Annotated in this window: 18 protein-coding genes; 10 read left to right on the forward strand and 8 right to left on the reverse strand. The window is 38.4% G+C overall.

Going from position 1 to position 22020, the window contains the following annotated elements; translation table 11 throughout:
• The first annotated feature begins 4 nt into the window (after positions 1-4).
• From ACJJVW_RS08620 to ACJJVW_RS08630, 3 genes are read left to right on the forward strand one after another with little or no spacing between them, the layout of a single operon-like run.
• Positions 5-589: a hypothetical protein gene (locus tag ACJJVW_RS08620; RefSeq protein ID WP_405251345.1), complete on the forward strand. Its 585-nt coding sequence runs from the start codon at positions 5-7 to the stop codon at positions 587-589.
• On the forward strand, positions 582-2708 hold the full coding sequence (gene scpA, locus ACJJVW_RS08625) for a methylmalonyl-CoA mutase (RefSeq protein ID WP_405251346.1): 2127 nt from the start codon (positions 582-584) through the stop codon (positions 2706-2708). The genes ACJJVW_RS08620 and scpA overlap by 8 nt, the downstream gene beginning before the upstream one ends.
• The gene (locus ACJJVW_RS08630; protein ID WP_405251347.1) at positions 2708-2998 is read left to right on the forward strand and encodes a YciI-like protein; all 291 of its coding nucleotides are present in this window, start codon (positions 2708-2710) and stop codon (positions 2996-2998) included. The genes scpA and ACJJVW_RS08630 overlap by 1 nt, the downstream gene beginning before the upstream one ends.
• A gap of 7 nt (positions 2999-3005) precedes the next feature.
• On the opposite strand, the gene ACJJVW_RS08635 is transcribed toward ACJJVW_RS08630, so the two are convergent.
• Both ACJJVW_RS08635 and ACJJVW_RS08640 read right to left on the reverse strand, forming a co-directional pair.
• Positions 3006-3857, reverse strand: a complete 852-nt coding sequence (locus ACJJVW_RS08635; RefSeq protein WP_405251348.1) for a hypothetical protein — start codon at positions 3855-3857, stop codon at positions 3006-3008.
• Between the two features lie 61 nt (positions 3858-3918).
• The gene (locus ACJJVW_RS08640; RefSeq protein ID WP_298322583.1) at positions 3919-4473 is read right to left on the reverse strand and encodes an alpha-ketoglutarate decarboxylase; all 555 of its coding nucleotides are present in this window, start codon (positions 4471-4473) and stop codon (positions 3919-3921) included.
• Positions 4474-4570: 97 nt separating this feature from the next.
• Between ACJJVW_RS08640 and ACJJVW_RS08645 the strand changes: the two genes are divergently transcribed.
• Together ACJJVW_RS08645 and odhB are read left to right on the forward strand one after the other, a co-directional pair.
• A complete protein-coding gene (locus ACJJVW_RS08645) occupies positions 4571-7318 on the forward strand; it encodes a 2-oxoglutarate dehydrogenase E1 component (protein WP_405251349.1) in 2748 nt (915 codons plus the stop codon).
• Positions 7319-7438: 120 nt separating this feature from the next.
• Positions 7439-8689, forward strand: coding sequence for a 2-oxoglutarate dehydrogenase complex dihydrolipoyllysine-residue succinyltransferase (gene odhB, locus ACJJVW_RS08650; RefSeq protein ID WP_339845474.1), 1251 nt, complete (start codon positions 7439-7441; stop codon positions 8687-8689).
• Between the two features lie 308 nt (positions 8690-8997).
• Here the strand turns inward: odhB and ACJJVW_RS08655 are convergent, their stop codons facing one another.
• From ACJJVW_RS08655 to ACJJVW_RS08665, 3 genes are read right to left on the reverse strand one after another with little or no spacing between them, the layout of a single operon-like run.
• Positions 8998-9663, reverse strand: coding sequence for a DNA-binding response regulator (locus ACJJVW_RS08655; protein ID WP_298322574.1), 666 nt, complete (start codon positions 9661-9663; stop codon positions 8998-9000).
• An 11-nt stretch (positions 9664-9674) separates the two neighbouring features.
• Positions 9675-11585, reverse strand: a complete 1911-nt coding sequence (locus tag ACJJVW_RS08660; RefSeq protein ID WP_405251350.1) for a tetratricopeptide repeat protein — start codon at positions 11583-11585, stop codon at positions 9675-9677.
• Between the two features lie 45 nt (positions 11586-11630).
• The gene (locus ACJJVW_RS08665; RefSeq protein WP_298322567.1) at positions 11631-11789 is read right to left on the reverse strand and encodes a hypothetical protein; all 159 of its coding nucleotides are present in this window, start codon (positions 11787-11789) and stop codon (positions 11631-11633) included.
• 245 nt (positions 11790-12034) lie between these two features.
• On the opposite strand from ACJJVW_RS08665, the gene ACJJVW_RS08670 reads away from it, so the two are divergent.
• The gene (locus ACJJVW_RS08670) at positions 12035-12433 is read left to right on the forward strand and encodes a hypothetical protein (RefSeq protein ID WP_405251351.1); all 399 of its coding nucleotides are present in this window, start codon (positions 12035-12037) and stop codon (positions 12431-12433) included.
• Here the strand turns inward: ACJJVW_RS08670 and dnaE are convergent, their stop codons facing one another.
• The 3 genes from dnaE to ACJJVW_RS08685 all read right to left on the reverse strand — a co-directional run bounded on the left by dnaE (position 12434) and on the right by ACJJVW_RS08685 (position 18567).
• A complete protein-coding gene (gene dnaE, locus ACJJVW_RS08675; protein WP_405251353.1) occupies positions 12434-16825 on the reverse strand; it encodes a DNA polymerase III subunit alpha in 4392 nt (1463 codons plus the stop codon).
• Positions 16826-16970: 145 nt separating this feature from the next.
• Complete coding sequence (locus ACJJVW_RS08680; RefSeq protein WP_298322558.1) at positions 16971-17417, reverse strand: PA2169 family four-helix-bundle protein; 447 nt, start codon at positions 17415-17417, stop codon at positions 16971-16973.
• Between the two features lie 337 nt (positions 17418-17754).
• Positions 17755-18567, reverse strand: a complete 813-nt coding sequence (locus tag ACJJVW_RS08685) for a DUF6252 family protein (protein WP_405251354.1) — start codon at positions 18565-18567, stop codon at positions 17755-17757.
• A 130-nt stretch (positions 18568-18697) separates the two neighbouring features.
• On the opposite strand from ACJJVW_RS08685, the gene ACJJVW_RS08690 reads away from it, so the two are divergent.
• The 4 genes from ACJJVW_RS08690 to ACJJVW_RS08705 all read left to right on the forward strand — a co-directional run bounded on the left by ACJJVW_RS08690 (position 18698) and on the right by ACJJVW_RS08705 (position 21933).
• Positions 18698-19213 (forward strand): 30S ribosomal protein S16, encoded by a 516-nt coding sequence (locus ACJJVW_RS08690; RefSeq protein WP_108877753.1) that lies wholly within the window; start codon positions 18698-18700, stop codon positions 19211-19213.
• Between the two features lie 196 nt (positions 19214-19409).
• Positions 19410-19934, forward strand: coding sequence for a ribosome maturation factor RimM (rimM, locus tag ACJJVW_RS08695; protein ID WP_013750339.1), 525 nt, complete (start codon positions 19410-19412; stop codon positions 19932-19934).
• Entirely contained in the window at positions 19935-20696 is a 762-nt protein-coding gene (locus ACJJVW_RS08700; protein ID WP_405251355.1) for a tRNA1(Val) (adenine(37)-N6)-methyltransferase, read from the forward strand.
• Between the two features lie 58 nt (positions 20697-20754).
• Positions 20755-21933 (forward strand): acyl-CoA dehydrogenase family protein, encoded by a 1179-nt coding sequence (locus tag ACJJVW_RS08705; protein ID WP_339845453.1) that lies wholly within the window; start codon positions 20755-20757, stop codon positions 21931-21933.
• The last annotated feature ends 87 nt before the right edge of the window (positions 21934-22020 follow it).

A 22020-nucleotide genomic window follows, 5' to 3' on the forward strand; every position in this document is an offset into this window, starting at 1 on the left:
TCTTATGAAAAAAGTGTATAACCTTATTGTTGCAATAATTATAGCAGTTGGAGTGGTGTCATGTGAAAATCAAGCTTCACTTGAGTATAAACACGCAGATAAGGAACAAGTAATTAATTGTGAAAATGAAAATAATGCACTGCTTAATGAAGCACTGTACCAATTTGAACAAGATATTACAAATGCCTATGATCCAGAATCACAATTGATTAATAAGGCCTATGCAAATTTTTTATATGCTGGTTTTTCGGGAGTAGCAGAATATGAGCGATTAGCTACATCACATACTTTAGCAATAAGAAAGGAACTTGTAAAAGAAGGATTTATAAAAGACGGCGGATTTAAAAGTAATCTAGTGTATGATAATATTTTATGTGTTCTTAAAAATATAGAGGATCCGCAGCTTGCTCTTATGATAGAAGCGCTTGTTGATTCAAACACAATGGATCCAAAATTATTTAATTCTCGAATGAGAAATTTTGCATACAAATCTCAATCAGATAGATATACGGCTTTATATGTGGCTTTGGATACTTATTATCAACAGCTTACAATGACTGAGCTTCCTATAAAAGAAAGTAATGAGTAGAAGAAATATTCAACATATCACACTTTCTTCCCAAGAAGAAAATTCTCCTTCATTAGCAGAAGTTAAGATCACTACTACTGCAGAGAAGATTGATGTAAAGTCTCGTTATACAAAGGATGATGTGCAAGGGTTGGAGCATCTTGATTTTATTGCAGGTGTTGCTCCTCACTTAAGAGGTCCCTATAGTACGATGTACGTGCGTCGTCCATGGACGATACGACAGTATGCAGGTTTCTCAACTGCCGAAGATAGTAATGCGTTTTATAGAAGAAATCTCGCTGCAGGTCAAAAAGGGCTTTCGGTAGCTTTTGATCTTGCCACGCACCGTGGTTATGATAGTGATCATGAGCGCGTAGTAGGTGATGTAGGTAAGGCTGGTGTTGCGATAGATTCTGTAGAGGATATGAAAATTCTCTTTGATCAGATACCGCTAGATAAGATGTCTGTTTCAATGACTATGAACGGTGCCGTATTGCCTATTATGGCATTTTACATTGTAGCAGCTCAAGAACAAGGAGTGGATCCAGCACTGCTTTCTGGAACGATACAAAATGACATTTTGAAGGAGTTTATGGTGCGCAACACGTACATATATCCACCTACTCCTTCAATGAGAATTATCTCAGATATATTTGAATATACGGCTGCAAACATGCCTAAATTTAATAGTATATCTATCTCAGGATACCATATGCAAGAAGCCGGCGCTACTTGTGATATAGAACTTGCTTACACACTCGCAGATGGTCTGGAATACATAAAAACCGGACTCGCTGCAGGAATGGATATTGATAGCTTTGCTCCAAGATTATCTTTTTTCTGGGCAATAGGGATGAACCACTTTATGGAAATTGCCAAAATGCGTGCAGCACGTATGCTATGGGCAAAAATTGTAAAGCAATTTAACCCCAAAAACCCTAAATCTCTAGCTCTTAGAACGCACTGCCAGACAAGTGGGTGGAGCCTTACGGAGCAAGATCCTTTTAATAATGTGGCTCGTACTACCATTGAAGCAGCTGCGGCTGCCTTTGGAGGCACACAGAGTTTACATACAAATGCACTGGATGAGGCTATTGCCTTACCTACAGATTTTTCTGCGCGTATTGCAAGAAACACACAGATATTCTTACAACAAGAAACGCATATTACAAAAACAGTAGATCCTTGGGCTGGTAGTTATTATGTAGAATCGCTTACAGATGATATTGCACACCGAGCTTGGGAACTTATTGAAGAAGTAGAAGAGCTAGGCGGAATGACTAAAGCGATTGAGGCTGGGATTCCTAAACTGCGTATTGAAGAGGCCGCTGCTAGAAAGCAAGCACGCATAGATAGTGCGCAAGATATTATTGTAGGAGTAAATAAATACCGACCTACAGAAGATGAGCACCTTGATATTCTTGATGTAGATAATACAAAAGTAAGAGAAGGGCAGCTTAAGCGTTTAGCAGATATTAGGGCAGCTCGTAATACCGAAAATGTAAAAAAAGCCCTCGATGCACTTACAGAAGCGGCTCGTACGGGTAATGGTAATTTACTTGCACTGGCGGTTACAGCTGCACAGGAGCGAGCAACTTTAGGAGAGATTTCAGATGCGCTGGAAGATGTTTATGGAAGACACAAAGCGCAAATCCAATCCTTTAGTGGTGTATATAGTAAAGAGATGAAACAAGATCCCGCTTTCGCGAAAGCGCAACAACTCGCAAATCAGTTTGCAGAACAAGATGGGCGTCGCCCAAGAATTATGGTTGCCAAAATGGGCCAAGATGGTCACGACCGTGGTGCCAAAGTAGTAGCAACAGGATATGCAGATATAGGGTTTGATGTAGATATAGGGCCGTTATTTCAAACACCTAAGGAAGCAGCAAAACAAGCAGTAGAAAATGATGTTCATATTCTGGGAGTGTCATCACTTGCGGCTGGCCACAAAACGTTAGTGCCTCAAGTAATCGAAGAGTTGAAGGCGTTAGGAAGGCCAGATATTATGGTGATTGTAGGTGGGGTGATTCCACAGCAAGATTATCAATTTCTATTTGATGCTGGTGCTGCAGCAGTTTTTGGGCCTGGAACAAAAATTAGCGAGGCTGCAATAGGTCTTCTAGAAATCATGATGAACTAATGAAACATTACCTTCTTATATATCAATATGTAGAAGATTACCTCGAGAAGCGTACGCCGTATCGCCCAGATCATTTTACGCTTGCAAAAGAAGCAGTTGCTGCTGGTTATTTATTATTAGGTGGCGCCACAGAAAACCCTGCAGACCAGGGAATCTTAATTTTTAAAGTGTCTGATAAAAGTATTATAGAAGACTTTATCTCTCGAGACCCTTATGTGCAAAACGGCATCGTTTCTTCTTGGGAAGTTAAAGAGTGGAATGTGGTTGTGGGGAGCATGCTAGAGGTTTGATTTTCTATTAATCATCACCCCAAGAGCTTCCGCTATTATGGGAGTTGAAAAAATATTCTGGACGCGTTTCAATAAAATCTGTATCGTTAAACTCAAATAAGGAAGGATCTACTTCGCCACGCTGTATACTTTTTACTTTGTTTTCTTTGGTGTTTAGTTCATTAAAGACTTGGGTTATCTTGTCTTTCCATCCCTTTTCTGAGAGATTAGTTTTATTGTCAATCCCATTATCTCCAGTGTTTTTTGAGACCTTAAAAAGTAATGGGAAGTGCACATTTTCTGGCATGTTAGGAAAAACTAATGCTATCATTTCTCGTCTTACTTTAATCTCATCGGTATCAAAATTCTCTTGACGGATACTAAGATTGCTGTATAGCTTATAGTCAAGTTGGAGAGATTCAATCTCTAGTGCATTTTCTTTTGCGACAATAGCAGTATAATCGTTTAAGAAGCTATAGGTATAATCGTAAGATGCTACAATAGGTGCGTATGGGAAGGTGTCTCTAGCTAATGCATTTTTATACCCTTTAATAGTGTATGTTGTCCATTTTGCTCCTCCATATGTGTTATATAAGATAACTTGGTCCTTATCATAATTTACGATGATACCAGCTTTATCACCTAGGAAGCCATCACCGCCTTGGTGAGTTTGCTCTCTTCGTATACTATTTACATCTATGTGAAAGGTAACTTTGGTTTTTGTGTTGCCTTCAATATTTTCAAGAACAATTTTGCCCACGAAAGGCTCATTTGCGTTACTTAGTTCTATAATTGGAGTTTTAGTTTCTGATGAGAAACCACAAGAATTGAGAACACAGAGTGCTACTAGTAATAAGAGAAAGCGAAGTTTTTGTGTCATAATAAAGCTTGCATGTAATGTCAAGCAAACTTAGCAAAAACGACTTGTTGTAAAAGTCTCTTTAGAAATATACTCTCACAAAAGGTTGCCATGCATCTGCATAAACAGAATCATCATTATCAAAAAGCACATTGTAACGCACTCCGATAGCGCCTAGGCTATTGCCTCCTACGTTGAGACGGTATCCCGCACCAAGAAAAAGTGCAGTATTCCAAGAGTTTGGAATATCTGGTTGTCCAGAAACCGATTGAAAAACGCGCAGCTGCTCAAACTCTCCAGAAAGCTGTAAGAAATCAAGAGGATTGGAAATCACAATAGCACTTGCTCCCACAAGTGTAGTTTTAAAATCACCAAATTTTTGATAGGTATAGTTAAGCCCTGGTCCAAAGGCAACATATTGATTGGGCTGGTATAACGCACTAGGCGCAACCGTGATATTTGTATTGTTTCGGCCAAAATTTAATCCTAATCCACCACCAAAACGCACCTTACTCCAGAAATCACTTTTTGGGGTAGTAGTAGTCTGTTGTGCAAAAAGGGTGTTGTTTCCTAATAACAGGAAACTAAAAACTAATATGGCGCAGGAAATTCTCTCTCTCATTGTTAATCGTATCATAATTAAGTGTTATAAATATAAGGATTATATGGACGAAAATGTTAATTATTGTATTTTTGCATCTCTATTGTCTCAAGACGCAGAACAAAAATATCAAATGGATAGATTTTCATTTCTGAATGCCGCACATACCGCTCACTTTGCTGAGCTTTACGATCAATATTTACTAAATCCAGATAGTGTAGAAGCTAGTTGGCGCGCTTTTTTTCAAGGTTTTGACTTTGGAATGGAAAATGCTGAGCCAGTTTCTGACGATTCAGGAACAACTCCAGCTGCTATTCCAGAAGCAATACAGAAGGAGTTTCAAATTGTAAAATTGATTGACGCTTATCGTAATCGAGGTCACCTCTTTACGAAAACTAACCCTGTGCGTGAGCGTCGTAAGTACGCACCTACTCTTGAAATAGAAAACTTCGGGTTGTCACAAGCTGATATGACTTTACAGTTTGAGGCTGGATCTATTTTAGGTCTAGGTAGAACTAGCTTACGCGAAATTGTTAATCACCTTGAAGCTATCTACTGCGATCACATCGGGATAGAGTATATGTATATACGTAACCCAGAAGAGATTGCGTGGATACAAAACTGGCTTAACAAAAACGATAACCACCCAGAATTCTCTGCCGAAGAGAAAAAACATATTCTTAAAAAGCTTAATCAAACAGCTTCTTTTGAAGGATTTTTACATTCTAAATACGTAGGTCAAAAACGTTTTTCTGTTGAAGGACTTGACGCTATGATTCCTGGATTAGACACGCTTATCGAGCGTGGCTCAGATAATGGAATCGAACAGTTTGTAGTGGGGATGGCTCACCGTGGTCGCCTTAACGTACTTGCAAATATCTTCGGAAAATCGCCAGAGGCAATTTTCTCAGAATTTGACGGTAAGGAATATGCAGAAGATGAACTTTTTGATGGTGATGTAAAATATCACATGGGTTGGACGAGCTTTCGCGAAAGCAGTAAAGGAGAAAAAATCCGTATGGATCTAGCGCCTAACCCGTCTCACCTTGAGACTGTAGGAGCAGTTATAGAAGGAATGTCTCGTGCTAAGATTGATAATCAATTAGGTGGAGATGAGAAGAAAATACTACCTATAGCAATACACGGTGATGCCGCAGTTGCTGGGCAAGGTATTGTATATGAGATTGTGCAAATGGCACAACTAGAAGGTTACCGTACTGGAGGAACTATCCATATTGTAGCGAATAACCAAGTAGGTTTTACAACAAACTATCTAGATGCAAGGTCATCTACATATAGTACAGATGTTGGTAAAGTAACATTATCACCAGTACTACACGTAAATGGAGATGATGTGGAGTCTGTATGTCATGCATTTGCATTTGCATTAGATTTTAGAATGAAATTTGGTCGTGATGTATTTGTAGATATTTTAGGATATCGTAAGTATGGACACAATGAAGGTGATGAGCCACGTTTTACGCAGCCACTTTTATATAAGGCAATTGCAAAACACGCAAGCCCGAGAGACATCTATGCAGAGCGCCTTATTAAAGAAGGTGTGATACAAGATGGACATGTAAAACAACTAGAAAAAGAATACAAAGACGATCTAGAAGAAGACTTAGAGGAGTCCCGTAAAAAAGATAAAACAGTCATTACTGAGATTCTTGCAGATGACTGGGAAGGGTATGAGTTAGGTAGTAGAGAAGATATCCTTGCTCCTATTGATACTACTTATGATCAGAAAAAGCTAGACACCATTGCAAATGGTATTACAAAGCTTCCTGAGGATAAAAAATTTATACGCAAGATCCAGCGTATTGTAGCAGATCGTAATAAACAATATACAGAGACTAACAAGTTAGACTGGGGTATGGGTGAGTTACTTGCTTATGGTTCACTAATGGAAGAAGGTTTTAACGTGCGTATATCTGGTCAAGATGTAGAGCGTGGTACGTTCTCTCACCGTCACGCTATTATTAAGACAGAAGATGATGTTGAGGAGATTAATCTTCACAATCGTCTAGGCGTTGCTGGTAGAATGGATATTTACAACTCACTACTTTCTGAGTATGGTGTTGTAGGTTTTGATTATGGTTATGCGATGGCATCCCCAAAAACGCTTACAATCTGGGAAGCTCAGTTTGGAGATTTTTCAAACGGTGCTCAGATTATGTTAGATCAATACATAAGTGCAGCAGAGTCTAAATGGAAGACACAGAATGGTCTTGTAATGTTATTGCCTCATGGATATGAAGGACAAGGTTCTGAGCATTCAAGTGCTCGTATGGAACGTTACCTTCAGCTATGTGCTACAGATAACTTAATCATGGCAGATGTAACGACGCCAGCAAACTTTTTTCACCTGCTTCGTCGCCAGATGAAGTGGAATTTTAGAAAGCCACTTGTTGTTTTTACACCTAAATCATTGTTGAGACATCCTCTAGTAGTAAGTAGTAAAGAAGATCTTGCGACTGGAAGCTTCCAAGAAGTTTTTGATGATGTAACTGTAGATAAGAAGAAGGTTACTTCTCTAGTATTTTGTACAGGTAAGTTTTACTATGATTTATTAGAACGACGTACAGAAAATGGACGTGAAGATGTAGCATTGGTGCGTATCGAGCAATTATTCCCGTTGCCACAAAAGCAACTGGAAGAGATTATTGCTAGTTATCCTAATGTAGCAGATTACGTTTGGGCACAAGAAGAGCCTAAAAATATGGGAGCTTGGGGTTATATGCTTATGAATTTTGAGCAAGTAAAACTTAGAGTAGCTTCGCGCCGCGTGTATGCCTCACCAGCAGCAGGTAGTAGTACAAGATCAAAAGCACGTCATAAAAAAGTAATAGATAGCGTCTTTGACGCAACACTAGTCTAGTAGATATTCGGTTTTGAGAATATTGCTAATAAAAAAACACCATAATGACAGACAAAGTGCTGTTTATATGGATATTAATGAATTAAACTCCGCTTTCGCGAAAGCGTAATTATAACAACTATGGTTTTAGAAATGAAAGTCCCTTCACCGGGAGAATCCATCACAGAAGTTGAAATCGCACAATGGCTCGTTGCAGACGGCGATTATGTAGAAAAAGATCAGGCTATTGCCGAAGTAGATAGTGATAAAGCAACTTTAGAGCTACCTGCCGAAGCTAGTGGGGTAATTACTCTCAAAGCCGAAGAAGGTGATGCTGTTGAGGTGGGCGCTGTTGTGTGTCTTATCGATACATCTGCAGAGGCTCCAGCAACTACTACCTATGAAGGTGGTGACGAAGGTGGCGGTGATGCAAATGTCGAAAAGAACCTAAAGAAGGAACAAGCAAAAACTCCAGACACTGGAGCAAAAGCTCCTGCTGAAACTCAAAAAACATATGCATCTGGATCTGCTAGCCCTGCAGCAAAGAAAGTGCTTGCAGAAAAAGATATCGACCCTAAAACTGTTACAGGTACAGGTCGTGATGGACGTATCACTAAGGATGATGCAGTAAATGCTAGACCATCTATGGGAACTCCTGGACCAGGAGCTCGTGGAGAATCTCGTACTAAATTATCAATGTTACGTCGTAAAGTAGCAGAGCGTCTTGTAGAGGCAAAGAATACTACTGCAATGCTTACTACCTTTAATGAGGTAAACATGCAAGCTATTTTTGATCTTCGTAAGGAGTACAAAGAAGACTTTAAAGCTAAGCATGGTGTAGGACTTGGATTTATGTCTTTCTTTACACTAGCTGTAGTAAGAGCATTAGAAATGTATCCTTCTGTTAACAGTATGATAGATGGTAAGGAGATGATCACTTTTGATTATAAGGACATCTCTATCGCTGTATCTGGACCTAAAGGTTTAATGGTACCTGTGATGCGCAATGTGGAGAACCTTTCTTTTAGAGGCGTAGAGAGCGAAGTAAAGAGACTTGCAATAAGAGCTCGTGATGGACAAATCACAGTAGATGAAATGACAGGAGGAACGTTTACTATCTCTAACGGAGGTGTATTTGGTTCTATGTTATCTACTCCTATAATCAATCCACCACAATCTGGAATTTTAGGAATGCACAATATTGTTGAACGCCCTGTTGTAATAGATGGTGGTATTGTTGTAGCGCCTATTATGTTTGTGGCACTATCTTATGATCACCGTATAATCGATGGTAAAGAATCAGTAGGATTCTTAGTAGCAGTAAAAGAAGCGCTAGAAGATCCTATCAATATATTAATGAATGGAGATATCAAGAAAGCATTAGAAATGTAATATTGATATTATCTTAACTTTCAAAAAAGTCTGCTCTCGAGCAGGCTTTTTTTTGTTTGTGCAAAAAAAAACACCTATCGGTACATCGATAAGGTGCTTTTCGGTTGGGGGACCTTAGAATAGTCGTCAGAGCATTATTAAACTGTGTATAATATGCTATAAAGTTTCTTCCAAAAAAACAAATTACAAGTACTTAATAAAAACATATCCTCTTGGAAGAGAACTGTAGGGTGTTATAAAGATAGGAGTGGATGGAGGTAAAATTTTACGCATTTCCTTTATTTGCGTGTTTTTATTTAAAATTTATTTCAAATAAGGCGTAAATCAGCTAGTAGTCGTATGAGATGTATGGTTGTTTTTGCCCCAAACTCCGTGCGTAACTCGCGTAGTCGCTTCTCAATACTACTCCTGCTAAAGGGTTTCATATTTTTAGATTTAAAATAATGCTGTATTTCATCTTGTGTAGCACCATCTGCTAGAAGACTCAATAGTTCAATGTCATAGTTGTTAAGTTCTACCAAGTTTTTTTGCTTAACGTTATCAGCAAGATGTTGAGAGATGTATTTCTCACCCTTTGCGACTTGTTCTATGGCCTCTTTAAGGTTTTCTAGCCCTCGTCTATCCTTGCATACATAACCATCTAGTAAACCAGACTTCCAGAGGCTGTCAAAGCGTTGAGGATGATCTTCCATAGTGTATACGATTACTTTTATAGTAGGGTCTACATCTTTTAGTGCTTTAAAAAGATGCTCTCCAGAGGTAAGACGTTCTTTTCGATAAGATTCTTTAAAAGAAAGATCTGTTATTAAAAGATCAAAAGGAGCATTGTCTTGAATTGCCATTTTAAACTCTAAAAAAGCCTCATCACAATATTCAACGTGTACTACTTCTGGTATTTTGAGCTGTTTAAGAATAGAAGAGACACCCAGTTTAATGTTATCTATATCTTCTGCCGCTAGTATTTTTTTAAACATGGTACCGTAAATTAAATGGGAATTGATAATTCTGCTCTAAAACCTTCGTCTATGGCAGAGTCAAACTCTATTTGTCCTCCTAAAGATTTTAGACGGGTTTGTGTATTTAATAAGCCGCTGCCGCGATTATCTCGTGATAGTGACACCCCTTTGCCATTGTCACTGTAATTAATTTCTAAAAGTTTATCTACACTTTTAAATACAAGTGCTACAAGAGAAGCTTTACTGTGCTTCCTCATATTAGTCATTAATTCTTGAAGTACTCTGTATATTTCGATTTTCACTTCTGGTTTAATAACATTCCAGTTTATAGACTCAAGACCCCTCAATATAAGTTTACGTTCTGATGAGGTATACGTTTGCAAGTTCATTGCAAGTTCAGTTGGAAAGTTCTCATCAGTCTGTATAGGTTTTGTCTCTCTAGAGAGATCCCTACTTAATTTGTAGATATCCTCAAGTCTATCTGCCACAGCCGGAGAATGTATTTCATTTTCAACCTCGTTCATTACTAAGTATATCTCGTTTGCAAGCTCATCGTGAAGTTTTTTTGCGATACGCTTTTCTGTTTCATAACGGTCTAATAGTCGCTGTTTTTTTGATCGCTCACGCTGGTAAAGTATAAAAACAACACCAATGATTAAAAGACCTCCTATACCTGCGAGAGCCCAATTTATCTTTCTAATTGCTACATCCTCTCTCAGCTGTGAAGCTGTAATTTCTTTTAAGGCCATGTTCTCTCTTTCTTCGGCCTTTTCTACATCATAACGAAGTTTTGCAAACTCAAACTTAGCGTTGTTTTGTGCTTTAGTCAGAGAGTCTGATAAGGAGGTGTATTCTTCAAAAAGCACATTAGATTCTTTGGTTACAGGTATTAAATAGTCAAGTGCCTTTATAACAGCTTCTGTATTGTTAGCTTTGGAAGAAATATTATAAGCTTGTTGCGCGTGATATGCAGTTTCTTGGGTGTTTTTTAATGCCATATAAGCTTCGGCGAGGTGTATATGACTTGCATATGTTCCTGGTATGTCATCTATACCACTTCTCAACGCTAATGCTTCCTTTAATAGTGGTATAGCGTCATCGTGTCCAGCACGTGATTTTGCAAATCCATAATTATCTTTGAGACGGAATAACGTGTTAGGAGATATACTGTCTTTATATAAAAGACCTACTTCTAGCTGCTGTATAGCCCCATCATTATCGCCAGACTTTAGGAGTGTGATGGCATAATTGTTAATAAGGGAAGCCTTGCTACTTGTGTTATTTGCAATTTGTAATGCCTTTCGATGATATCGTATGGCTTCTTGCCACAAGCCACGCTCTCTATATACCCTACCTAGAATGTCATAAAACCAAGAAATTTCTGAGGGATCTTTTAGTGCATCGCTATAGTCAAGGGCATTAACAATAGTATATTCTGCTCCGTCTATATCACCAAGACTAGCTTGTATATAGCTAGCCTTTTTTGAAATTCTTATAACCTGCAGGCTGTCCTTTATCTCACTAAAGAGCTCTATCGCGTGCACATAGTTTGTAAAAGCGTCAGAGGTATTCTGTTTCTTTTTATAAAAGTCACCTAACAGAGAATAAGATTTAGCAATAAAACTTTTGTTTTTAAGTCTTGTGGCTTCATATAACAACCTTTTACTTTGGGTAATAGCTTGGTCGTATTGCTTATCGTAATTATACAAGCTACACCTATAGTCTAGTTGCTTAAGATATACAGAGTCTGATACTTGTTTTGACCAGTAAGTAGCCTTTTCATTTGCGGCGAGCCTATCTTTGTAAGATTCTTTTTTTGTGCGGCTCAACTTTTTGTAATACAGTAAGCTATCCTCAGCTTTATTTTTTTGAGGTGGTAAGGCGCTGTAAGCAGTAAAACTATACAGCAAAAAAAGGGATGACAGAACAAGCTGTTTCATCCCTCTAATATACGAATAAGGAAAAAATATTAAGATAGAAATAGTCTAATTACCATCTTTATCTTCCTCTGTTTCTTCATTGTTATCATCCTCTCCCCAAGTGCTTTCTATGTGGTCACTTTCTTCTGTTACGGTATCTGGAGTACATGCTGTAAATGTAACTCCCATAAATAAAAATGCTAAGATGTAAATTGTTGCTTTCATAATTTTAATGTTTCAGGGTTATATTTTTTTGTAAGAAAAATCTTAACAAACAAAGAAATATGATGCATTTTATGGATTTCCTTTATGAAACCTAATGCTATTTATCGTTCTTTGTGTGCTGATTATCTTTTAGATACGTAAATATCTAGCTTGTTAAGAGTGCTAGATGGAAAACCGATGGAAAATACTTTCCAATCCCTAATTGAAAAAAATATAAGAATGATTTAGAAACAAAAACTACCATTATGATGTTTAGAAAAATTGTTTTGTCCGCTTTCGCGAAAGCGCAAACAGAAACCCCCGGAAACACAAAAACACAATGGGCAGATCACCTAGCAAATAGTCTCTGGTGTGAGTGTAATTATCAAATCTCAAGAAGAACACTTCTTAATTACTACAACAGTTATCTAGAAGATGGAGGTGATGAAGAGCTATCGCCAAATGCAAAGATGATAGAGATGCTCTGTAAATACCTAGGCTACCCCAACTATGGAACATTTCTTTTGCATCAAGCAAGTATACAAAGTGTCGAAAGTAACGAGTACCCACAAGCGTTCACCTACACATTGCAGACAGAGAGCTACAAGGAGGAAGTGACTATACTTGTACGAAGGGAGCTAGTAGCTCCACGTAATGTAGCGTAACTAGTTGAGTTTATAATGGACGCTATTCTCTTCTAAAGTGTCAAGAAGTTCTTGGCAGATTTTTACTTTTATGCGCTTACTGGGCATTTTCACAAAGAGTTTTTCAAGTGGTTCAAAGACTTGAAAGTGAAGTTTAGCCTCACCCACATGTAGGTCAAGAATATTCTTTATTTCTTCTATGCGAGCCTCTGCAACCTCATTAATATCGATATTAATGGTTAGTTTTTTTGCATTTGTTTCCATCACATCCTGCAATTGCTGGATGCTATTAAACTGCGTTCTTGGATCACTCTTTCTACCAGTTTCTCTATTAGTAAATCCATCCTTTATAAACACTTTTGCGTGTATGAAACTGTTAGGAATCAAAAAGTGACGCATCTTGAGGTACTCCTCTCCAAACATTCTAAACTCAAAGGTGTCTGTAAAGTCTTCTACTATAAAGGAAGCCCATCCTTTTCCATTTTTTGATACACGATGTTGTACATCAGATATTACACCGCCAAAGGTGAGCTCTCTGTTAATATAAGCTTCCATCTGGTGGAAGTTTGACACCGTTGCATTACAAAACGTTTCCATTTCTGTTTTGAAGTCATCTAGCGGGTGGCCTGAGATATATACTCCTACTACCTCCTTCTCACGTTTTAGTTTTTCCATAGTTCCCCATTCCTCACATGGAGGAACTTCTGGTTCTGGTATTTGAACTTCGCTAGATTCTCCAAAGAGACTTACCTGAGAGCTATTTTCATTTTCTTGGTAACGCGCACCATATTTTACTGCTTTTTCTAAAAAGGTAATGTTATCTCCGTCGTGATTAAAGAATTGAGCTCGGTGTGTGTCTCCATCCATTTCATCAAAACCTCCAGCTAGCGCTAGACTTTCGAAAGCTTTTTTATTTGCGGCTCGTAAATCTACGCGTCGTGCAAAGTCAAAGACAGATTTATAATTTCCATCCTTTCTATTTTCAACAATGGTGGCAACAGCTCCAGTACCTACACCTTTTACAGCACCCATCCCGAAACGTACAGCACCATTATCGTTTACTGTGAATTTTCTAAAAGATTCATTCACATCAGGTCCTAATACTTCAAGACCCATGCGTTTTGCCTCTTCCATAAAGAACGTTACTTGCTTGATGTCATTCATGTTGTTAGAAAGTACAGCAGCAAGATATTCGGCAGGGTAGTGGGCTTTTAAGTAAGCAGTTTGATAAGCAATCCACGCATAACATGTAGAGTGTGACTTGTTAAATGCATAAGCGGCAAATGCTTCCCAGTCTTTCCAGATTTTTTCTAGTTTTTCTGGATCATGCCCCTTGGCAGAAGCCTGCTCTATAAATTTAGGCTTCATTTTATCAAGAACGGCAATTTGCTTTTTACCCATTGCCTTACGAAGTACATCGGCCTCACCCTTTGTAAAGTCGGCTAGCTTTTGAGAAAGTAGCATTACTTGCTCTTGATAGACAGTAATACCGTACGTTTCCTTTAGATACTCTTCCATGGCAGGAAGGTCATATTCTATCTCCTCTTCACCATGCTTTCTTCTTACGAAAGATGGAATATATTCCATAGGTCCAGGACGGTAAAGCGCATTCATTGCAATAAGATCTTCAAACACGGTAGGTTTGAGCGATTGCATGTGCTTTTGCATCCCTGGTGATTCATATTGAAATATCCCTACAGTATCACCACGCTGGAAAAGTTCATACGTTTTTTCATCGTCAAGAGGAAAATTCTCTGGATCGAGATCTACGTCATGTCTATACTTGACGAGTTTTACAGTGTCTTTTATTAAAGTAAGGGTCTTCAGACCCAAGAAATCCATCTTTAGTAGTCCAGCCTCCTCAACTACCGAGTTATCAAATTGTGTTACGTAGAGATCAGAATCTTTAGCAAGTGCTACAGGGACAAAGTTTGTAATGTCACTAGGCGTAATAATCACACCACAGGCATGAATTCCCGTGTTACGTACAGATCCTTCAAGCTGTCTTGCTTGACGTAGCATCTGGCCTTCAAGATTGTCGGCTTGTTCTAGGGTAATTAGTTCTTGTACTTTAGGTAAATCATCAGATCTAAAGGCACTGCGTAGCTCTGCATCTGTTTTGCCAAAAATCTTTCTAAGCTTACTCATCGTAGGGATAAGCTTTGCTATTCTATCTGCATCCCCTAATGATAAATCTAGTGCTCTAGAAGTATCTCGTATGGATGACTTTGCAGCCATGGTACCGTAGGTGATAATCTGCGCTACTTGATTTGCACCATATTTATCAATTACATATTGCATTACTCGCCCGCGACCTTCATCATCAAAGTCAATATCAATATCGGGCATACTTACACGATCCGGATTTAAGAATCTCTCAAAAAGTAAGTCATACTTAAGCGGATCAATATTTGTAATCCAAAGACAATATGCTGCCACAGATCCCGCTGCAGATCCACGTCCTGGTCCCACAGATACATCCATCTTGCGAGCCTCTCTAATGAAATCTTCTACAATCAAGAAGTAACCAGGGTAACCCGTCTTTTCAATAACGTCAAGCTCAAAGTCTAAGCGTTCTACCACTTCTTCAGAGAGCTCTTGGCCATATCGTTTTTTTGCCCCCTCGTAAACCAGATGTTTTAAGAAAGCGTTTTCACCGCGTTTTCCTCCATCTATGGCATCTTCTGGAGAAACAAACTCTGCTGGAATATCAAAAGCAGGAAGTAGGACATCACGAGCAAGCTCGTAAGATTCGATTTTATTTACTACTTCTTGTACATTAAGAATGGCTTCTGGTACATCTGCAAAGAGCGTTTTCATCTCATCTGCACTCTTAAAGTAGTATTCGTCATTGGGTAATCCAAAACGATATCCTCTACCACGACCTTTTGGTGTGGCTACTTTCTCACCATCTTTTACACATAATAAAACATCATGCGCATCTGCATCAGACTTATCAATGTAGAAGGTGTTGTTAGACGCGATAAGTTTTACATCATGCTTTCGCGAAAGCGTAATTAAAACAGGCATCACACGATCTTCATCTTCTTGCCCGTGACGCATGATCTCGACATAGAGGTCGTCGCCAAATTGTTCTTTCCACCAAATAAGAGCTTCCTCGGCTTGTTTTTCTCCTACATTAAGAATCTTACTTGGCACTTCACCATATAAATTTCCGGTAAGTACAATAAGATCTTCTTTGTATTGTTCAACAACTTGTTTGTCTATACGGGGAACGTAATAAAAACCATCTGTGTAGGCTATAGACGCCATTTTACAGAGATTTTGATATCCGTTTTTATTTTTGGCTAAAATGACAATTTGATATCCGTTGTCTTTTTGGCTCTTGTTTTTGTGATCAACACACACATTAAACTCGCAACCTATGATGGCTTTAAGCGGCACATGCTCTTCTGCTTCTCCAGCTTCTGTGAGTTTTGCGTTTTCCGCTTTCGCGAAAGCGTTATGACTTTTTACCGCTTTTGTAAAGTGAAAAGCACCCATCATATTTCCCATATCTGTCATAGCAACAGCGGGCATTTTGTGTAGTGCAGCAGCTTTTACAATATCTTGAACGCTTGCGGTAGATTGTAATATGGAGAATTGTGAGTGATTATGAAGGTGAGCAAACTTTACATCAGAAAGCTGTTCTTTATTTTCTTCTATCTCTGCCTTAGAAATCTCTGGAGTATCATCTTGAGCAGCGAGCGCTTGAGCAATTTTTGCAGAAGCTTTTTTAAGATTTATGTGCTTAAGCCCAATAAAAGTAATAGGCTGCGGATTAGATTGAGAGAATCTATCAAAATAATCTGGAGCAACATCTAGCTCTTCCTTTGTATAAACACGCTGGCGTATAAGTTCTAGAAAGCAACGCGTAGTTGCCTCTACATCTGCCGTGGCATTGTGAGCTTCTCCAAACCCTTCTCCAAACAAGTGCTTGTGTAGTTCTGTAAGTGTAGGTAGTTTAAACTTGCCTCCACGTCCACCGGGTAGCTGGCATAAGGTCGCTGTTTTTTCTGTACACGTGTCTAGTACTGGTAATTCTTGTAAGTCATTCCCTATATTGAGTCTGTGAAACTCGGCTCCCATGATATTTGTATCAAAGCCTACATTTTGACCTACTACGTACTTTGATTTTGAGAGTGCAATATTAAATTTTGAGAGTACTTCAGAAAGTTCAATCCCGTCTCTTTCGGCTAGTGCTGTGGAGATGCCGTGTATGCGCTCTGCATCATAAGGGATGTCAAATCCATCTGGTTTGATAAGATAATCTTGATGCTCTATGACGTTACCCATCTCATCATGCAACTGCCAAGCGATCTGTATCGCTCTAGGCCAGTTATCTGAGTCTGTAAGTGGAGCATTCCAATTTTTAGGAAGTCCTGTGGTTTCGGTGTCAAAAATAAGGTACATAGGCGTAGAAAAAGTGGATATGAAAAGTACTACATTTTAGTGCTTTTTACATGAGATTACGGCTATGAGTTATCAACTTTTATGCACAAAAAAAATCCAGCCATTATGGCTGGATTTTCAATTTTATCTGGGTTGCATAACATACTTATGCCCACTCTTCTAGAGTTTTTACTTCGTTCAATGCATTCTGGATGCTATTGCGCTGCTTCTCTAGTACGTTTCTTGTTGAGCTAGGAAGTGACGTCTCTGCGAGTACTTCGTTATATGCTTCTACTGATGCTTTTTCTCCACGAATTGCTTCTTCCAGTGTTGACTCATCGTCATCTGTAGAAAAGGCAGTTTTTACGTCCATCCATGCTCTGTGCATGTCTGCTTGGAAGCTTGTTCCCTTATCTACTTCTTGTCCAAAACTTCTTACTTCTTCTTTAATTTCATGTCCAAAGTTATATCTGTCTTGTGCACGATTTTGAAAAAAGTTTTTTAAGCCAGTATTTTTTACATTTTCTGCTGCTTTCTTGTAACCAGCTTCTGCATCATATGACTTAGTTAATAGGCTATTTAATTTATTTGCAACTTCTTCTGTATAGTTCATAATATATGTTTTTGTTGTTAGTGTTGATGTAAAGATATGAGTATAAAACACTATACATAAGTAGTTTAACTACCTTTAACCAGAAACATTTATAATTGGCTTCTTTTAACGTAAATCGATGTTAATTGTCTTAATAGTATGATAAGATAGGAAGTGATTGAAGCTGCTGTGAGTTGTTTGTTGCCATTGTAAAGACAATACATAAACTATACGCAGCGACAATCGATAGATAATTAAGAAGGTTATCTATAGCAGAGTGTTGTTTTTTGGTATTTAAAGTAATCAGTTGTTAGTTGGGCAAACTAAAATTAGGCGATATAATAGGATATCAGCTCTACTAATAATTAATGGTGAACGCACCATCAGTAATTGAAAAGCCTTGAGCAGTCATGAAGCTAAATGTTCCTACGGCAATGTTATTTTCTTGATCATTAGAAATAATCGTAATCTCGCCAGATATGGCATTTGAGATTCCAGAAGGAGTAGTATAGGCTGCGGAGAAGTCAGGATTTGTGCCTAGTGTATATGTTTCGGGGGTACTGTTTATAGGGAAACTTACAGCAATATTGGTAGAAGATGTACGGCCTAGAACCGTAAGAACATTGCCAGAGATAGCGTGATTAATAACTATAGAATTAAAAACCGTGGTATTAATGAGAGCTTCAAAATTATCGTTTATAACTTCAATTTCTGGCTCAATTACTACCGGAGTCAGGATAGGTACTTTGAAGAAAACACCTTTACTAAATACTACAGTATCTGCAAATGACGGAGTAAAAGCTATAAATTTAAAATCACCAGAAACTGCGTTGTTACCGTTAAACGAAAAGTCTAATAGACCGCTAGCTTGGGATGATGCAGTAGTAAATACCTTTCCATCTTTATTAATATAGGTAGCAACACTAGGGTTGTTCTGACCGCCGAAGGTAATTTGAGTTTGTGCTTGATTTTGTATTTGAAAGCTTATTACTTCTGCGCCAAGTTCTCCGCGTATCAATAAATCTCCGTCTTCACCAAAAATTGCTCGACTATCTGGAATACGAAGTAATACAGTATCACGAACACCTTGAAATGTAGCTGTATTATCTTCTATAGTACTACAAGAAATAAATGTAACAATAGAGATGAGAGCAAATAGTAAATTACGCATAATAAAAATTCAGAAATAGAGGGCAAAAGTACTTTATATTAAAGATATAACGTGATGAGTGCCAGAAAAATTATAGTATATTTGCAGACTTATTTAAAAACGGGGTCGGGTACCCCACAAATTAACTTTTATGTCAGTTAAAATTAGATTACAAAGACACGGTAAGAAAGGTAAACCTTTTTACTGGGTTGTAGCAGCAGATGCTCGCGCAAAGAGAGATGGTAAATACTTAGAAAAAATAGGTACTTACAATCCTAACAGTAACCCAGCAATCATTGACCTTGATGTTGATCTTGCTGTAACATGGTTACAAAACGGAGCGCAGCCTACTGAGACTGCAAAGCGTCTTCTTTCTTATAAAGGAGCAATGCTTAAAAATCACCTAGCTGGTGGTGTGCGTAAAGGTGCACTTACTGAAGAGCAAGCAGAAGAAAAATTCAATGCTTGGGTAGAGGAGAAAGCTGGTAAAGTAGAAGCTAAGAAAGGAAATCTTTCTCAAGCAGAAGAAAAAGCAAAAGCAGAAGCTCTTGCAGCTGAAAAAGCTGTAAACGAGGCTCGTATCGCAGCAGCTCAACCAGAAGTGGTTGCAGAGACTGAAGATGCACCTGCAGAAGGTGAAGCAGCAGCTTCAGATTCTGAAGAGTAAAAAATCTAGTGGAAGCGTTATGCTTTCGCAAAATTTTGAAAATGCCCTAATTTAATTATTGGGGCATTTTTTATGGTCTAAGTTTATTACTACGTAATATTAGGTAAAGCCTCCTATAAAATAAGCTTGCTGTGTGCGATTGCTTATCGATTAACTTTTACATCTTTTTATAAGATATCCCGTATTTTTACACCCTATGAAAAAAGAAGATTGTTTCTACCTCGGAAAAATAGTTAGAAAGTATAGCTTTAAAGGTGAACTCCTGGCTAAACTTGATACTGACGAACCAGAAATATATGTAGACATGGACTCTGTGTTTATTGATTTTGGTCCTAGTCTTGTGCCATATTTTATAGAGTCTTCTCAGTTACATAAATCAAGTTTGCTTCGGGTAAAATTTGAAGATATAGATACAGAAGAAGATGCAGATGATATGATAGGTGCAGGCTTATACTTGCCTCTAGATTTACTTCCTGAGTTAAAGGGAGATCAATTTTACTTCCATGAAGTGGTAGGATTTACTGCGGTTGATAAAGATTTTGGTGAGATAGGTACAATCACATATGTAAATGATAGTAACACTCAAGCCATATTTGAAATTGACAGAGATGGTAGTCAGGTGCTTATACCTATGGTAGACGAGTTTATCAAGAAAGTAGACCGCGAGAACAAGCAAATGCATTTTGAACTTCCTGATGGATTGATTGATCTATACCTGTAGATGTCTTTAAAACCTTTTCAATTTAAAGAATTTACGGTAGCTCAGGATCGCTGCGCTATGAAAATAGGCACAGATGGTGTATTGCTTGGCGCTTGGACCTCAGTGGCTCAGTATCCAGATAGCATATTAGATATAGGCACTGGTACTGGTGTTATCGCATTGATGCTTGCGCAACGCAGTGATGCTATGACCGTAGACGCTGTAGAGCTAGATGATAACGCTTATGAGCAGGCTACCGAAAACTTTGAAAATAGCATTTGGGGAGACAGACTCTTTTGTTACCATGCACATTTATACGAATTTGCCGCAGAGATAGATGATGAGTACGACCTCATTGTGTGCAATCCACCTTTTTATATGGAGACGCTCAATGATGAGTCCACAGCATTGCAGCGTTCACGATCTGCTAAGGATGGTGCGGCTATAGAAGCTAGAGAACAAGCACGCTTAGAAGAGTCAATGCCTTTTGAATTACTCGTAGGTGCCGTAGCAAAGTTACTTTCAGAAGATGGGGCGTTTAACGTTATCATACCATTTGAAAGAGAAGATGACTTTGTGTTGTTGTGTTCCCGAGCTGGTTTATTTCCATCTAGAATTACACGAGTAAAGGGTAACCCAACTTCGCCTATTAAAAGGAGTTTGATGGAATTCCGCTTTCGCGAAAGCGTACCTAAAACCACAGAGCTTACTATAGAGCATAAACGTCACGATTATACAGATGACTATATTTCTCTAGTTAAAGACTTCTATCTCAAAATGTAGTAGGAATTTTGGGCAGTGAAAACGTTTTCGTTACTTTTACTACGCTAAAATAAATGCTATGAGACCAGATCTTTTTGAAGCTCCTGATTATTACAATCTAGACGACCTTTTAACAGAAGAACATAAGTTAATACGAGATGCAGCGCGTGCTTGGGTTAAGCGAGACGTTTCTCCTATAATAGAACAAGCTGCACAAGATGCAAAATTCCCAAAATCAATCATCCCTGGACTTGCAGAGATAGGAGCTTTTGGTCCCTATATTCCTGAACAATATGGTGGTGCTGGCTTAGATCAAATTTCTTATGGTCTTATCATGCAAGAGATAGAGCGTGGTGATTCTGGAGTGCGATCTACTGCATCTGTACAATCATCCCTAGTAATGTATCCTATATGGAAATATGGATCTGAGGAGCAACGTAATAAATTTTTACCAAAACTAGCTTCTGGTGAATTTATGGGTTCCTTTGGACTTACAGAGCCAGATCACGGGTCTAATCCTAGTGGAATGGTGACAAACTTTAAAGATATGGGAGACCATTATCTTCTAAATGGAGCCAAATTATGGATTTCAAACAGTCCATTTTGTGATGTAGCTGTAGTATGGGCTAAGAATGAAGAAGGGCGTATACATGGACTTATTGTAGAAAGAGGAATGGAAGGATTTTCTACTCCAGAAACTCATAATAAGTGGTCGCTTAGAGCAAGTGCAACAGGAGAGTTGATCTTTCAAGATGTAAAAGTCCCTAAAGAAAATTTATTGCCTAATAAATCTGGATTAGGAGCGCCATTAGGTTGTCTTGATTCGGCACGTTATGGTATTGCTTGGGGAGCTATAGGTGCTGCAATGGATTGTTATGATACTGCATTGCGTTATGCAAAAGAGCGTATCCAGTTTGGGAAGCCTATTGCTGCATTCCAATTGCAACAAAAGAAGCTTGCAGAGATGATTACAGAGATTACAAAAGCACAGTTACTTGCACTAAGATTAGGTCAGCTTAAAAATGAGGATAGAGCAACCTCTGCTCAAATCTCAATGGCAAAACGTAACAATGTTGATATGGCAATAAAAATTGCTCGCGAAGCACGTCAGATCCTAGGTGGTATGGGGATTACTGGAGAATACAGCATCATGCGCCATATGATGAATCTTGAGAGTGTAATCACTTATGAAGGAACACATGATATTCACCTTCTTATAACCGGTTTAGATATCACAGGTGAAAATGCTTTTAAATAGAACGTTGCTCTGGAGTAACAATTGAAATATTTATACAGGAATAAACATAAAAAACCCGATTGTTACAAAACAATCGGGTTTTTGTAT

Origin of the sequence: Dokdonia sp. Asnod3-C12 (assembly GCF_045063975.1) — a bacterium.
Classification (GTDB): Bacteria; Bacteroidota; Bacteroidia; order Flavobacteriales; family Flavobacteriaceae; genus Dokdonia.

Excerpts from the sequence above, each read along its gene's own strand:
- ACJJVW_RS08620 (WP_405251345.1), top strand. The coding sequence starts at position 5 with ATGAAAAAAGTGTATAACCTTATTGTTGCAATAATTATAGCAGTTGGA.
- scpA (WP_405251346.1), top strand. The coding sequence starts at position 582 with ATGAGTAGAAGAAATATTCAACATATCACACTTTCTTCCCAAGAAGAA.
- ACJJVW_RS08630 (WP_405251347.1), top strand. The coding sequence starts at position 2,708 with ATGAAACATTACCTTCTTATATATCAATATGTAGAAGATTACCTCGAG.
- ACJJVW_RS08635 (WP_405251348.1), bottom strand. The coding sequence starts at position 3,857 with ATGACACAAAAACTTCGCTTTCTCTTATTACTAGTAGCACTCTGTGTT.
- ACJJVW_RS08640 (WP_298322583.1), bottom strand. The coding sequence starts at position 4,473 with ATGATACGATTAACAATGAGAGAGAGAATTTCCTGCGCCATATTAGTT.
- ACJJVW_RS08645 (WP_405251349.1), top strand. The coding sequence starts at position 4,571 with ATGGATAGATTTTCATTTCTGAATGCCGCACATACCGCTCACTTTGCT.
- odhB (WP_339845474.1), top strand. The coding sequence starts at position 7,439 with ATGGTTTTAGAAATGAAAGTCCCTTCACCGGGAGAATCCATCACAGAA.
- ACJJVW_RS08655 (WP_298322574.1), bottom strand. The coding sequence starts at position 9,663 with ATGTTTAAAAAAATACTAGCGGCAGAAGATATAGATAACATTAAACTG.
- ACJJVW_RS08660 (WP_405251350.1), bottom strand. The coding sequence starts at position 11,585 with ATGAAACAGCTTGTTCTGTCATCCCTTTTTTTGCTGTATAGTTTTACT.
- ACJJVW_RS08665 (WP_298322567.1), bottom strand. The coding sequence starts at position 11,789 with ATGAAAGCAACAATTTACATCTTAGCATTTTTATTTATGGGAGTTACA.
- ACJJVW_RS08670 (WP_405251351.1), top strand. The coding sequence starts at position 12,035 with ATGATGTTTAGAAAAATTGTTTTGTCCGCTTTCGCGAAAGCGCAAACA.
- dnaE (WP_405251353.1), bottom strand. The coding sequence starts at position 16,825 with ATGTACCTTATTTTTGACACCGAAACCACAGGACTTCCTAAAAATTGG.
- ACJJVW_RS08680 (WP_298322558.1), bottom strand. The coding sequence starts at position 17,417 with ATGAACTATACAGAAGAAGTTGCAAATAAATTAAATAGCCTATTAACT.
- ACJJVW_RS08685 (WP_405251354.1), bottom strand. The coding sequence starts at position 18,567 with ATGCGTAATTTACTATTTGCTCTCATCTCTATTGTTACATTTATTTCT.
- ACJJVW_RS08690 (WP_108877753.1), top strand. The coding sequence starts at position 18,698 with ATGTCAGTTAAAATTAGATTACAAAGACACGGTAAGAAAGGTAAACCT.
- rimM (WP_013750339.1), top strand. The coding sequence starts at position 19,410 with ATGAAAAAAGAAGATTGTTTCTACCTCGGAAAAATAGTTAGAAAGTAT.
- ACJJVW_RS08700 (WP_405251355.1), top strand. The coding sequence starts at position 19,935 with ATGTCTTTAAAACCTTTTCAATTTAAAGAATTTACGGTAGCTCAGGAT.
- ACJJVW_RS08705 (WP_339845453.1), top strand. The coding sequence starts at position 20,755 with ATGAGACCAGATCTTTTTGAAGCTCCTGATTATTACAATCTAGACGAC.